This window comes from Burkholderiales bacterium, from assembly GCA_035518095.1.
In the GTDB taxonomy this organism is placed as follows: domain Bacteria; phylum Pseudomonadota; class Gammaproteobacteria; order Burkholderiales; family JAHFRG01; genus JAHFRG01.
Map to the genome: position 1 here is coordinate 67,911 of DATIXX010000035.1, position 13,292 is coordinate 81,202.

A 13,292-nucleotide genomic window follows, 5' to 3' on the forward strand; every position below is an offset into this window, starting at 1 on the left:
GGTCGTACGTTCAGCCCTGAAAGCGAAAACTCACACTTTCTTGACGTAGGCCGAGCACCAGCCCGTGTCGTGGACCAGCTTGCCGCCAAAGATAGGACATGGGCCCCATTCAGCTCCGGGTTTGCCCTGGTACAGCTGGCAATTCGAGCATTGCTCACCGGCCATGTATTTTGAAAATTTTGCTTTGTCGACTTTGGTAGCATCGAGCTTGTATCCCAGGCTTGCCGCTGCCGGATCGGTCTCATTTACGTGCTCCTGTGCTGCTGATGTACCGGCGCGCAGACCCATCGCGACAGAAGCGACTGCAAGTGTGCCAATTCTCAGGAAATCACGACGCCGAATATTGGTGCGAGTTTGCTTCATTGCTCTTTTCTCCTTACCGTAAATTACACAACACCAGCCTACAAGGATTCCAGGTACGCTGCAAGGGCCCGCTTTTGATCATCCGTGAGGTTCACGGCAATGCCGTGCATGATCGTAGACTTGCGCAGATTTTCCTGAATCACGGTAAGCTGACGCACCCGGTATTGGGCATGCTGACCGGCTAAACGAGGAAATATGGCCGCCCCCTGGGCATCTTGCCCATGGCAACTCGCGCAGGCCGGAATATTTTGGGAGGGAATGCCGTTGTGGAACAGCTTTTTGCCTTGGGCAATGAGTGCGGCCGGAGCTGTCTCATTATAGCTACCAAAATGACGATTCTTTATACCTAAATAACTTTATCTAGAGCGACTCCTCGCAAGAAATTACTGATAATTATTTTCATTCTCAATCAGGTCTCACGTGCTATCTATAAATTATATGAATCCTGTTCATCGAATCGATCAGGCGTATGGTTCGAGCTCTTCGTAAAAAATGCTTTTGCTAGTCGACATAAATGATTCTAACTTCCATTAGCCGGGATGAAATCAAATTTCAAAATGAATACTTTCAAATACAGACGATAAATGAAAATTCTTCTCGCAGTGGATGGTTCGCCGCATTCGGACAAGGCCACTAAAGCCTTGATTAAACATGCGGCGCTTTACAACAAAGCGCCCGAAATCTTTTTACTCTATGTCCATCTGCCGGTACCAAATTTGCCCGGCATGCACAGGGTGATCAGCCGGAACGCAATCAAGCGGTATTACCGGGAGGAATCGGAGGAAGCGCTGGCAAACAGCGGACGATTGCTGAATCGTGCAAAGATCATACATCGCGCCCTAATGTTCGTTGGCCCGGTTGCTGAAACCATCATCGAGCAGGCCAAAGCGCGAAACTGCGATCTAATCTACATGGGAACGCGCGGTATGGGAGGATTGAAAAATATGCTGCTAGGTTCCACCGCCGTCAAAGTGCTGCGCCTTGCAACGATTCCTGTTGTTTTGGTGAAATAGTCTATTCCCTAGCGGCGCGAGCGTTTTTAATTGTCGAATTTACCCCATAACCCCCGCACAGAATTAGCTCACTTCGCGGGCCTCGCGGAGGCTTCTTTCATAATGTCGGCCAGAAAAGCGAAGGCTGCACTCCACGCCTTTCGCACATCCGGCGTGAAATCGCTTCCGACAACATTTGACAGCGTGTCCATCATCGCCTGTTCAAACGGCTGATAGTGGCGATCCCGCACTCCGTACATTGCGTGGCGCTTGCCCAGGTCGAAGATGATCGGAACAATTTTGTCCTGGATGTCGAGGCTATTCACAACCATATCGAGCATCAGAAACAGTGCCTTGCCCTGCTCCCGCATGTTGCCCCAAAAAAGCTGCCTGGCATTGGGATCGAGTTCAAACAGGCGCTGGTAAAACATTTCCCCTACTTGATCCGGCATGGCCGCCAGCTTATCGAACGAGGTCTTAACAAGTTGGATTTCCTCTGGCGTCATAAAATCCTCGAAATCGTCCATATATGAACAGGCGGTTTTTTATTCCAGAATAAAACTTATTTTAGCGTTAATCCGGTACTTCATAATCTTGTTGTTTTCCACCTTGGCCTCAAAGTCTTTAATATAAATCGACTTGATGCCGCTAAGCGTCTTTCCGGCACGCATCACCGCGTTTTGCGCAGCATCCTCCCAGCTTTTATTCGACTCCGCCAATACTTCTATGACTTTCAGCATATCTGCCATGACTGAACTCCTCTTCCTAAGTTAAAGCTTCCAAGAAAAGCTGCTATTTTTCACCTGCACACCAGCACCGGAATCTTGCTGTGCGTTAATACTTTGTTGGTTTCGCTTCCCAGGATCATTGCACCAAGGCCTTTCCATCCGTGCGAGGCCATGAAGATCAGGTTGCAATTTTTTCTTTGCGCTGTGCTAATGATCGCCTTATAAGGCTGGTCGCTTACCACATGCACAGCTCCAAACCTGACCCGCGCGGCTGCAGCCGCCTTGCCCGCGGCGTCAAGAATTTTCCTGGCGCGCAGTTTGCTGTCTTTTTCATATTCTCGCTTGGTGTCGATAACCATCAGGGGTTCATCGGCGAAAAACACATGAAAGGTGGGCGTCACGGTGATGAAAGTTATTCCTGCCCCGATCGATTTTGCAAATGCCACGCCTTGTTTGACGGCTTTTTGCGAAAGACTCGAGCCGTCGGTCGGTATCAGTATGTGCTTGTACATTGGGCCCTCTTTTAAGTGTTAAATTGCCAATCCGGCATTACCTTTGGCTTCTTTTGCCGCTTCAAGAAAGTTGCTTTAATTATCAGTTGCGCGCTCGGCGGATTGCCTTGATCCAAATCAAATCAGCTGCCTTTTTTTACCCGGAGATCGCGCAACCAGGCGCTAGCTATGGGCAGCGAACGGACTGCGCTTTGGCCGCTCACTCTCCCATCCTATACAATAGTAATGGTGGAGTAAGTGCTGAAGGAGGCAAAAATTGCCAAGGAAAAAGCATTCAGTGCATAACGCAAGATCTAGAAAATCAACCAAAAATAAATCCTCTGGAAAGGTCAAATCGCTTGGCGATGCGGCGCTGCGCAGCCGCGAAGAGATTTGGGACGCGTTTTTTGAATCCGCCGCCGACGCAATCGTCGTTGTTGACCCGCAGGGTTCGATCGTCCAGGCCAACGCGCAGGTGCATGCCCTGTTCGGCTATCGTCGCGAGGAGCTCATTGGAAATCCGGTAGAAATCCTGCTGCCTGAGCGTTTTCGGGATGGCCACGTTGGCCATCGCATGGACTTCGCCGCTCAGCCGCGCACTCGTGCAATGGGCTCGGGCCTGGAGCTTTACGGCCGGCGCAAGGACGGAAGCGAATTCCCGGTAGACATCATGCTGAGCGCGAAAAACTCCTTGCGGAAAAACCTTGTCATCGCCGCTATTCGCGATGTCAGCGAACAAAAACGGGTTGAACACGCGCTGCGTGAGGCCCGCACAAAGCTGGCGTTAAAGGTGGAGCAGCGCACCCGCGAACTAACCGAAGTCAACCGAGCGTTGCGCGATGAAATAGCGGGGCGTACCCGCGCCGAGGAAGCGCTGCTCCAGGCTCAGAAATTGGAGGCGGTCGGACAGTTAACCGGGGGCGTAGCTCACGATTTCAACAACCTGCTTACCGTAATCAGCGGCAACCTGCAGATGCTTCGGGAGCGTGTCGCGCAAGCCCCAGTGTTGCGCGAGCTTGCTGACGCTGCGGCGAACGCTGCGGCGCGCGGCGCTGAACTAACGCGAAAACTGCTCGCTTTTTCCCGCAGGCAGCCGCTGCAGCCTCGGGAAGTAGATCTCGGCGAGCTGGTGCAAAACATGACCGACATGCTGCGAAGGACATTAGGGGAATCCATCCGCATTGAAACGGCGGTTCGACCCGGGTTGGCAAAAGCAATTGCCGATCCGGGCGGGCTGGAAAACGCCCTGCTCAATCTCGCGCTCAATGCACGCGATGCGATGCCGCAAGGTGGACGGCTTACCATTGAGACCGCGGCTGTCGCGCCTGATGCCGCATCCGATATTGAGGGGAGCGATTTGGTGCCCGGTGAATACGCGATGCTTACAGTGACAGACACCGGCAGCGGGATGTCCCCGGAAGTAATAAAGCGGGCATTCGAGCCGTTTTTCACCACCAAAGCCGCTGGAAAAGGCAGTGGGCTGGGCTTGGCGTCGGTCTACGGCTTTGTCAAACAATCGGGCGGACATGTCAAGATCTTCAGCGAGCTTTCGCGAGGCACCACGGTACAACTCTATTTGCCACTGGCAAAAGGTTACGAGGAAGCTCTCGCGCAGGATTATGCGTTCAGTGGTACACCGCAAGCTGCCGGCGAAACAGTGCTGCTGGTCGAGGATGACGAAGGCGTGCGCGACCTCGCCAGCGTATTCCTGCGTGACCTCGGTTATGTGGTACTCGAAGCGGCGGACGCACAACAAGCGCTTGTAGAGCTGGAAAAAGGACGCGATATCGATTTATTGTTTACCGACCTGGTGATGCCCGGCGCGATGAATGGATTGGAGCTTGGGCGCGAAGCCTTGCGCCGCAGACCTTCGATGAAAGTCTTGTATACGTCCGGCTATATTGAAAATAGCGTGGTGCAAGACCGGAAGTTTGAGGACAGCACACAACTCATCAGCAAACCCTATACTCGGGAAGCGCTCGGCAGGCACATCCGCCGTATTCTCGAACAATAATTGGCGCCCTACGCTTAAGCCTTGGTCTTAGCCATCCCCAGCCGGACACACGCCAGCAGGCGCCGGTTATCAAAAGGCTTGCTGAAGTAACCGAGAGCATTGATGTCTTTGGCCCGGCTCGAGGTCAACAGATCTCCGCGGCCGCTTACAAATATAATCGTCAGCCGCGCATGGCGCGCCTGGAGCGTTTCTGCAAGTTCGAGCCCGTTCATCGCGCCGGGCAGATCAAGGTCCAGCACGAGGCAGCCGTCTTGGGGCAGGCTATAATCGGCAAGAAACCCCTCAGCGCTGGACCAGGTTTGCACATTGAATCCGTCCGCTTCGATGAGCGTTCTTAGCAGGTCGAGCACAGCTCGGTCATCATCCACTACAAAGACGGTAGTCAAGCGGGCGCCCTCGCTCATGTCCATATGGGCCCTTTCTCGAATCAAGCGACCGCATGTAGCGTTCCCCCACGCGCATCGTGACGCGCAGCGCGCCGCGCAGGTTTGCGCATGCTTGCGTCGTTTTTGCCTATTAATTTCCTCAAGCCCGGTATGTCCTTGAGATAGATGTCGCGTTTATCTGCGGTTATCAATTCCTCGTCCTGAAGCCTTGAAAAAACACGGCTCACGGTTTCGATGGTGAGGCCAAGATAGCTGCCGATTTCTCCTCGGGTCATGCGCAGGCAAAAATTGCTCGCCGAGTAACCCCGCGTCAGATAGCGCTTTGAAAGCTGAAGCAGGAACGTTGCGACGCGCTCTTCTGCGCTCATCGCGCCCAGCAGCAGCATCACCCCGTGATCGCGCACAATCTCCCGGCTCATGATCCTATGGAAATGGCGCTGCAAAGAAGGAATGTCGCGCACCAGCCGCTCCAGCTCGTAAAACGGCAGTTCGCACAGCTCGCTGTCCTCCAGCGCCACCGCGTTCACGGTATGAAAATCGGAACTAATTCCATCGAGGCCCATTATTTCGCCCGCCATATAAAAACCCATGACCTGTTCACGTCCGTCATCATGCAGCACAGAAGTCTTGAACGAACCCGCTTTAACCGCGAAAATACAGGACAGCGGCGTCCCGGCATGGAAGACATAACAGCCGCGCTTGACGGGGCGCCTATGCCGAATCAAGTCGCCAAATTTCCCGAGCTCGTTTTCTTCGGCACGGGAAAGTAGACACAAATCATCCAGGCTGCAAACTGCGCAGCCCAATTGAGTATTGCAAGGGAAAGCGGTAACGTCATGCAGCGCGGTCGGGGTAGCCATGAAATCCTCCAGTTCGAAACAAAGGTGTTTTCAGTCGTTGCATCAGCTCAACTGCTATCAGTGGCAGGTTTTCCATCTTGTTGTATCTAGGCTATGATTTTTCGCGCAAAGCCTCTCTTTGGAAGCCACACAGGCAGACTAAGGCAAATTTGTAAACCGCAAATAACAGAAATGACAGATTTTGAAACAATGTGTAACAACATCCTGATTTAGCGTAATCCGTGCCACCGAGCAAACACATCTTGGTCGTGGATGATGAACCGGCGATCTGTGAGCTGGTGCAAAGCTATCTTTGCTCGGAAGGATTCCAGGTCAGCACCGCAAAAGACGGCGAGGCGATGCGCCGGGTCATGGATTCGGGGCCGGTCGATCTGGTCATACTTGATCTTGTGCTTCCCGGCGACGATGGATTTTCGCTGACCCGATATTTGCGGGAGCACTCCGATGTCGGGATCATCATATTGACGGGCAAAGGAGAAACGGTCGACCGGGTCGTGGGATTAGAAATGGGCGCAGACGATTATCTGCCCAAGCCTTTCGAGTTGCGCGAGCTCCTCGCGCGGGTGCGCAGCGTTTTACGTCGCGTGGGTACAAGCCGCAACCACGCCAACGCGGCTAATGTCGCGCGCTTCGCAGGTTGGCGGCTGGATTTTTCAAGCCGGCGGTTATATTCCCCGGACAACGTAGATACCCCCCTTACTGCAGGAGAATTTGATTTGCTGGCGGTTTTCGTGACTCATCCGAACCGGATACTGAGCCGGGATGAACTCCTGGATCTCACGCGCGGGCGCGCGGCAGGACCGTTTGACCGCACCATCGATGTGCAGGTGGGCCGTTTGCGGCAAAAGATCGAGCCCGACGCGCAACATCCCACATTGATCAAGACGATAAGGACCGCGGGTTACTTGTTTACGCCCCCGGTGAAGAGCTAAACAGTGTACTGCGTATCAAAAAACCTGTAGCCGTTGCCGCCGGCTTTCTTGGCCTCGTACATGGCGCGGTCCGCAAAAGCGAGCAGCCGTTCAGGGTCGTTTCCATCCTTCGGGTACAGCGCGATGCCCACGCTGGTTTTGATATTCACTTTCACCCCGTAAAAATTGTAGGACTGGCCGATTCGGGTCACCAGCTTTTCGCCAAGCGCCTGGGCTGCCTGCGGATTTTCAATGTCGGTCTGAACGATGACGAACTCGTCGCCTCCGAGGCGCGCCACCATATCCGTCTTGCGCACCGAAGCGTTTAGCCGTTCCGCTATCGCCTTTAGCAACCGATCACCGACCCGATGACCGAGCCTATCGTTTACGTTCTTGAATCCATCCATATCTAGAAAAAGAATTCCAACCAAGCGCCCGGCACGTTGCGCCACAGAAACCGCGTCCTCGAGGAACTTAAGCAGCAATTCGCGGTTGGCAAGGCCGGTCAGGCTGTCGTGATAAGCGAGAAAATGCGTGCGCTCGATTTCCTTTTCCCGCGATGTCAGATCGTGCTGGATGGCGATGAAGTGGGTAACGTTGCCCGTTTCGTCCATCAGCGGCGTAATGATTTCTTCTACAACGAAAAGCGCGCCGTCCTTCCTGCGCTCCACCATCTTGCCGCGCCAAACCCTGCCGGAGCAAATTGTCTCCCACATCTCTTTGTAAAAGCGCGGGTCCTGGCGGCCGGACTTCAGAAAGCTCGCTTTGCGACCCAGTACTTCTTGCTCCGAATAGCCGCTCAATTGCCAAAAAGCGCTGTTGGACCAGACGATGAAACCCCGGGAATCTGTGATAAAGATCGCGTTTGCGACCTTGGCAAGCGCATCGGCCAGCAGATCCTGCTGAACACTGCTTAGCGCGTTGTTTTGAGTGCGCTTGACCTTAGTCATAAAAATGGACGGTTGGGAGTGTCTGTTTGATCCAGGTCAAAAACTGCCTGTGACTTTTGGATTATATTTTAAATACGCGAAACAAGTGGTCGTTTGCAGCCGTTTACGGTGCAGTGCTTGTTTCCCCACATTTTATTTAATTATTTTGATGAGGAGCAAACCATGGCTGGCAATATCACACGTTACGATCCGCTTTCAATGATGGATACCGATCTTGATGACTGGTTCAAGGGTTTTTTTCTGCGCCCAATTAGTCTGCAGGGGCAGCCGTCGCTGCAGATAAAGATGGATGTTAGCGAGAATGACAAGGCCTACAAAGTACGCGCCGAAATTCCGGGCGTGAAGAAGGAAGACATCGCTGTCAACATCGACGAAAAACAGGTCGCGATCAGCGCGGAAGTAAAAGAGGAAAAGGAAAAGAAAGACGGCGAAAAGGTGGTTCACAAGGAGCGCTATTACGGCAACGTGTTCCGCAGTTTCACGCTTCCCCAGGATGTCGACGAAAAGGCCGCACAGGCTCACTATGAGGACGGCGTGCTGGAACTCACCCTGCCCAAAAGACCGGCAAGCAAAGCAAAACAGCTGACTATTTCCTGAGCTTTTAGGCGCCGGCAATTAGCCGGCGCATTTATTGTAGTTAAGCTAGGCGATAGTGGTGCCATCGCGCGGGTGATTGCGGGCAAAAATTGTCTTGAAGCTGACCGGAGGCAAAGCCGGGGCGGTGAAATTCACAATTGCGAGCGCGACCGGATGTCTCGAAGCACTTCGTCGTGCGCAAGCTGGAAGCGAATTTGATTTCCGCGAGAAGGGGGAGCGTACTAATATTGTCAAAGCCTTTTGGCATTAAATCGTGGCATTCTCGCCGCCTTGATCGGTATCAGTTAAGCTTGGCGCATTACGGGCCACAAAATTAGACCGAGAAGGTCTTTCCGCCGGAGAGCGCGATGCGCGCGATGATCCTTGGTGCGCCTCACGAAAGATTGCATTTATCGGAATTGCCGGTCCCGACGCCGGGACCCGGCCAAGTCCTGGTGCGGGTTCACGCCTGCGGCGTTTGTAGAACCGACCTGCACGTGGTGGATGGCGACCTTACCGAGGGCAAACGGCCCATCATACCCGGCCATGAAATAGTCGGAAACGTTGCCGCGAAAGGCGAAGGCGTAGAGCGTTTTGCGTTAGGCGAGCGGGTCGGCGTGCCCTGGCTGGGTTATACCTGCGGCAGCTGCGGTTACTGTCGTACCGGGCGGGAAAACCTGTGCGACAAGGCGCGCTTCACCGGATATGACATCGACGGCGGCTATGCCGAATACACGGTTGCGGACCAGCGCTACTGTTTTCCCATACCAAAGGAATATAGCGACGTAGAAGCGGCTCCCCTGCTTTGCGCAGGCTTGATCGGCTATCGTTCGCTGGTCGCGGCAGGCGATGCAAAACGGCTTGGCATTTACGGCTTCGGCGCCGCGGCGCATATTATTGCGCAGGTCGCGCGCTATCAAGGCCGCGATGTTTTCGCCTTCACCCGCCGGGAAGACCACGCGGCGCAAGCCCTGGCACGCAGGCTCGGCGCAGCGTGGGCCGGGAGTTCCGATGAACGCGCCCCGCAAGAACTTGATGCCGCCATTTTGTTTGCGCCGGTCGGCAGCCTAATTCCAGCAGCGCTGAATGCTGTCGCAAAAGGCGGTGTCGTGGTGTGCGCCGGAATCCATATGAGCGATATTCCCAGTTTCCCTTACCATGATCTCTGGGGTGAACGGGTGATTCGTTCCGTTGCCAACCTCACGCGGCATGACGGCGAGGAGTTTCTCAAACTTTGTCCCCGGGTACCGGTGCGCGCTGAAGTAGAGCTTTTTGTACTGGAGCGCGCCAATGAAGCCTTGGCAAAACTTCGCGAAGGCAAGATTAGCGGCGCCGCAGTGCTGGACCTGGGGGCGCCCGCGCGGGGCATGCCGCCCGGCCCTGATTAGAGAAAATGGACTCGAAACAGGAATTCGCGATTCCCTCCGGCCTAAAGCGCGCAGAAGCTGCGCTCAGATTGCGGAGCGACGGTCCCAATGAGCTGCCATCCCGCAAGACCTCCGGACTGCTTGCCATCGCTTTGCAAGTAATGCGGGAACCCATGTTTCTGCTGCTGGGTGCCGCGGGTGCAATTTACTGCATTCTTGGCGACCTGCATGAAGCCCTTATTCTGCTCTCCTTCGTAGTGATGATCATGGGCATCACCATCTACCAGGAGCGCAAGACTGAGCGCGCGCTCGAAGCACTGCGTGATCTGTCGAGCCCGCGCGCGCTCGTCGTTCGCGACGGAACGCAGCAGCGCATTCCCGGCCGCGAAGTGGTGCGCGGCGATCTTCTTATTTTAAATGAGGGCGACCGCGTCGCGGCGGACGCGGTGTTGCTGTCCTGCAACGATCTTCGCGTCGACGAGTCGCTGCTGACAGGAGAATCAGTGCCGGTCAGCAAAATTCCCTGGGACGGCACGCAGCAACTGCAGCGCCCCGGCGGTGACAACCTGCCGTTCATCTTCTCCGGTACCTTGCTGGTGCAGGGCAAGGGAACAGCCGAGGTGTTGACCACCGGCGCGGCCACCGAAATCGGCAAGATCGGCAAAGTGCTGCAGACCATAACCGCGGAATCGACGCCGCTGCAGCAGAAAACCGGAACTTTTGTTCGCAAGCTTGCGATTGCCGGGTTGCTTCTGTCTGCAACGGTAGTGATTTTGTACGGACTTAACCGCGGCGACTGGCTGGCTGGCACGCTCGCAGGCATAACCCTGGCGATGGCACTTCTGCCGCAGGAATTCCCGGTAGTTGTCACCGTGTTTCTTGCGTTAGGTGCCTGGCGCATTTCGCATCAACGGGTTCTGACACGCAACATTCCCGCGATCGAAGCGCTGGGTTCCACTACTGTTTTATGCGTGGACAAAACCGGCACACTTACGTTAAATCGTATGAAGGTGCGCAAGCTATACGCAGGCGGCGGATTCCTCGATATCCAACCTGACCCCGCGGGCGAGCTTCCCGAGCAATTTCACGAGCTGGTGGAATATGGAATCCTGGCAAGCGAAATCGAACCTTTCGATCCAATGGAGAAAGCGCTGATGGACCTCGGCCAGCGCTTTCTTTCGCAGACCGAGCATCTGCATTATGACTGGGCGCTGAAACACGAATACGCGCTGACTCCGGAGTTGCTTGCCCACACGCACGCATGGAAAACGCCCGAAGGACACGGCTACATCGTGGCCACCAAGGGTGCGCCTGAAGCTATCGCCGATCTTTGCCACCTGCCTGAAAACCGGCGCGATGACCTGGCCGGAAAAGTGAAGCAAATGGCGACCGAAGGTTTGCGCGTGCTGGGTGTGGCGCGGGCGCGTTTCGATGGCCCGCGCTGGCCTGACGGACAGCACGACTTCGACTTTGAATTGGTTGGGCTGGTAGGACTCGCCGACCCGGTGCGACCCACTGTCGCGGCTGCGCTCGCCGACTGCTACAGTGCGGGCATCCGCGTGGTGATGATTACGGGCGATTATCCCGGCACCGCGCAGGCCATCGCACGGCAAATCGGCCTTGCGCAGCACGATCAAATAATCACCGGCTCGGAGCTCGACGGTATGGGCGATGCGGAGCTGCAGCAGCGTATTCGCAACGTCAACGTCTTCGCGCGGGTCGTGCCGGAACAGAAATTACGCATAGTTAGCGCTTTTAAAGCGAATGGAGAAATCGTGGCCATGACCGGCGATGGAGTAAACGATGCGCCTGCGCTCAAAGCCGCCCATATCGGCGTAGCGATGGGCGCACGCGGCACCGATGTTGCGCGCGAGGCCGCTTCTCTCACCCTGCTTGATGACGATTTCGCCTCTATTGTTGGCGCCATGCGCATGGGGCGACGCATCTACGATAACATCCGTCATGCGATGACCTACATAATGGCCGTGCATGTGCCCACCGCCGGCATGTCGCTTTTTCCGCTGCTTCTGGGCTGGCCATTAATGTTGTTCCCGGTGCATATTGTATTCCTCGAATTCGTTATCGACCCGGCTTGCTCGATTGCATTTGAGGCGGAACCCGGTGAAAAGGATCTGATGCAACGCCGGCCACGCGACCCGCGCGCGCCCCTGTTCAGCGGCCTCGCTTTGTCGTTGAGCTTGCTGCAGGGAGTAGGCCTGTTGATCATCGTTGGCGCGGTCTACGCCTACTCGCTGGGTTCGGGTGCCTCGGGCAATGAGGCGCGCGCGCTCGCGTTCACGACCATAGTTTTGGGCAATCTCGGGCTCATCCTCGCCAACCGTTCTCATGTACGCCCTTTGTTGACCGTGCTGCGCACGCCCAATGCGGCGTTGTGGTGGATTGTGTGCGGAACACTTATCGGCCTCGCGCTGGTGATGCTCTTCCCGCCGCTGCGCGACGTATTTCGGTTCGCCCCGCTGCACCCGCGCGAGATGATGATAAGCGCTGCGGCAACCTTTATAGCGATATTGTGGTTTGAGCTGGTCAAGCGTTTCCCCGAAATAAGCGGATTCGGAAACAGTTAATATCTGCAGAGGCGCGCGCGTGCAAAAGCTTCCCACAGTAAAACGCGATACCGAGTTCGCGCTTTCGGCGAAAGTCGCTTTCTTGAAACAAGCGCAGGTTTATCCGGAACCGACATCCGATGTAAAAACCGTGGAAACCCACCGGTCATGGGTTTTCCTGACTAATCAGTACGCCTACAAATTAAAAAAGCCGGTGCGCTCCGCATTCATGGACTCGAGCACGGTTGCCGCGAGAAAGTATTACTGCGAGGAAGAGGTGCGGCTCAACCGGCGTTTGGCGGGTGATGTCTATATCGCGACAATCCCATTGACCGCGGACCGCGCTGATAAGCTCGAATTGAACGGCGTAGGACCCGCCGTAGACTGGTTGGTGAAAATGCGCCGTTTGCCCGCCCACCGCATGCTCGACATTGTTATCCTGGGCAAGCAAATCGAGGACAGGCAGACGCGTGCGGTTGCGGAAAAGCTGGCCAGATTCTACCAGGCCTCAGCGCCGGTGAGCATCGCCGCGATCGATTACTGGTCCGGGTTTGAACGCGACGTCCGCGCCAATCTCGGCGAGCTCAGCCGCCCGGTGTTTGGCATGCCTAAAGAGTTAATCGAAGCACCGTGCGCCGCCCAGTTGAATTTGCTAAGCTCGGCCCCGGCCATGTTTGACCAGAGAGTTCGCGATGGAAGAATCATAGAAGGCCACGGCGATCTTCGGCCGGAACATATATGCCTGCTGGAACCGGAGCCTGTCATTATCGATTGTCTGGAGTTCAACCGCGAGCTGCGGACCCTGGATGCGGCGGCCGACCTGGCTTTTCTCGCGCAGGAGTGCGAACGTTTAGGCGCTCCACAAGTCGGGAAAATCATTTTGGACGTATATAGTGATGTGACGCATGATCGTCCATCGCCGGTATTGCTGAGCTTCTACAAGAGTTTTTGGGCCTGCGTGCGCGCCAAGCTTTGCGTCTGGCATCTCATCGATCCGATATGCCGCGACCCCGCGAAATGGTCGCAACTGGCGATGGAATATTTGGCGCGCGCCGGAAACTATGCCGGGGGTTTTTGACATGCCTGTTGC

The 13,292-nt window shown here is 55.3% G+C and carries 14 protein-coding genes; 7 read left to right on the forward strand and 7 right to left on the reverse strand.

Going from position 1 to position 13,292, the window contains the following annotated elements; genetic code table 11:
• Positions 1-30 precede the first annotated feature (30 nt).
• Entirely contained in the window at positions 31-288 is a 258-nt protein-coding gene (locus VLV32_06540) for a high-potential iron-sulfur protein (protein ID HUL41543.1), read from the reverse strand.
• A gap of 659 nt (positions 289-947) precedes the next feature.
• Between VLV32_06540 and VLV32_06545 the strand changes: the two genes are divergently transcribed.
• Complete coding sequence (locus tag VLV32_06545) at positions 948-1,376, forward strand: universal stress protein (GenBank protein HUL41544.1); 429 nt, start codon at positions 948-950, stop codon at positions 1,374-1,376.
• Positions 1,377-1,444: 68 nt separating this feature from the next.
• On the opposite strand, the gene VLV32_06550 is transcribed toward VLV32_06545, so the two are convergent.
• Genes VLV32_06550 through VLV32_06560 form a run of 3 tightly spaced genes read right to left on the reverse strand, consistent with a single transcriptional unit; the run spans position 1,445 to position 2,595 of the window.
• Positions 1,445-1,861, reverse strand: coding sequence for a globin domain-containing protein (locus VLV32_06550; GenBank protein HUL41545.1), 417 nt, complete (start codon positions 1,859-1,861; stop codon positions 1,445-1,447).
• A gap of 39 nt (positions 1,862-1,900) precedes the next feature.
• Complete coding sequence (locus VLV32_06555) at positions 1,901-2,104, reverse strand: dodecin family protein (GenBank protein HUL41546.1); 204 nt, start codon at positions 2,102-2,104, stop codon at positions 1,901-1,903.
• Between the two features lie 50 nt (positions 2,105-2,154).
• The gene (locus VLV32_06560) at positions 2,155-2,595 is read right to left on the reverse strand and encodes a universal stress protein (protein ID HUL41547.1); all 441 of its coding nucleotides are present in this window, start codon (positions 2,593-2,595) and stop codon (positions 2,155-2,157) included.
• 256 nt (positions 2,596-2,851) lie between these two features.
• Between VLV32_06560 and VLV32_06565 the strand changes: the two genes are divergently transcribed.
• The gene (locus tag VLV32_06565; GenBank protein ID HUL41548.1) at positions 2,852-4,588 is read left to right on the forward strand and encodes a PAS domain S-box protein; all 1,737 of its coding nucleotides are present in this window, start codon (positions 2,852-2,854) and stop codon (positions 4,586-4,588) included.
• A 14-nt stretch (positions 4,589-4,602) separates the two neighbouring features.
• Here VLV32_06565 and VLV32_06570 read toward each other — a convergent pair whose 3' ends face one another.
• Both VLV32_06570 and VLV32_06575 read right to left on the reverse strand, forming a co-directional pair.
• Complete coding sequence (locus tag VLV32_06570) at positions 4,603-4,998, reverse strand: response regulator (GenBank protein HUL41549.1); 396 nt, start codon at positions 4,996-4,998, stop codon at positions 4,603-4,605.
• A 17-nt stretch (positions 4,999-5,015) separates the two neighbouring features.
• A complete protein-coding gene (locus VLV32_06575; protein ID HUL41550.1) occupies positions 5,016-5,834 on the reverse strand; it encodes a helix-turn-helix domain-containing protein in 819 nt (272 codons plus the stop codon).
• A 221-nt stretch (positions 5,835-6,055) separates the two neighbouring features.
• Between VLV32_06575 and VLV32_06580 the strand changes: the two genes are divergently transcribed.
• Positions 6,056-6,766, forward strand: a complete 711-nt coding sequence (locus tag VLV32_06580) for a response regulator (protein ID HUL41551.1) — start codon at positions 6,056-6,058, stop codon at positions 6,764-6,766.
• Here the strand turns inward: VLV32_06580 and VLV32_06585 are convergent.
• Positions 6,763-7,695 carry a diguanylate cyclase gene (locus tag VLV32_06585; GenBank protein HUL41552.1) on the reverse strand — a complete coding sequence of 311 codons (933 nt, stop codon included), beginning with the start codon at positions 7,693-7,695 and terminating at the stop codon, positions 6,763-6,765. The two genes, VLV32_06580 and VLV32_06585, sit on opposite strands and share 4 nt — an antisense overlap.
• A 162-nt stretch (positions 7,696-7,857) precedes the next feature.
• Here VLV32_06585 and VLV32_06590 point away from each other — a divergent pair, with 162 nt between their 5' ends.
• The 4 genes from VLV32_06590 to VLV32_06605 all read left to right on the forward strand — a co-directional run bounded on the left by VLV32_06590 (position 7,858) and on the right by VLV32_06605 (position 13,280).
• Complete coding sequence (locus VLV32_06590; protein ID HUL41553.1) at positions 7,858-8,292, forward strand: Hsp20/alpha crystallin family protein; 435 nt, start codon at positions 7,858-7,860, stop codon at positions 8,290-8,292.
• A 347-nt stretch (positions 8,293-8,639) separates the two neighbouring features.
• A complete protein-coding gene (locus tag VLV32_06595) occupies positions 8,640-9,659 on the forward strand; it encodes a zinc-dependent alcohol dehydrogenase family protein (GenBank protein HUL41554.1) in 1,020 nt (339 codons plus the stop codon).
• Positions 9,660-9,664: 5 nt separating this feature from the next.
• Positions 9,665-12,223, forward strand: a complete 2,559-nt coding sequence (locus tag VLV32_06600) for a cation-translocating P-type ATPase (protein ID HUL41555.1) — start codon at positions 9,665-9,667, stop codon at positions 12,221-12,223.
• Between the two features lie 19 nt (positions 12,224-12,242).
• Positions 12,243-13,280: a hypothetical protein gene (locus tag VLV32_06605; protein HUL41556.1), complete on the forward strand. Its 1,038-nt coding sequence runs from the start codon at positions 12,243-12,245 to the stop codon at positions 13,278-13,280.
• Positions 13,281-13,292: the final 12 nt, after the last annotated feature.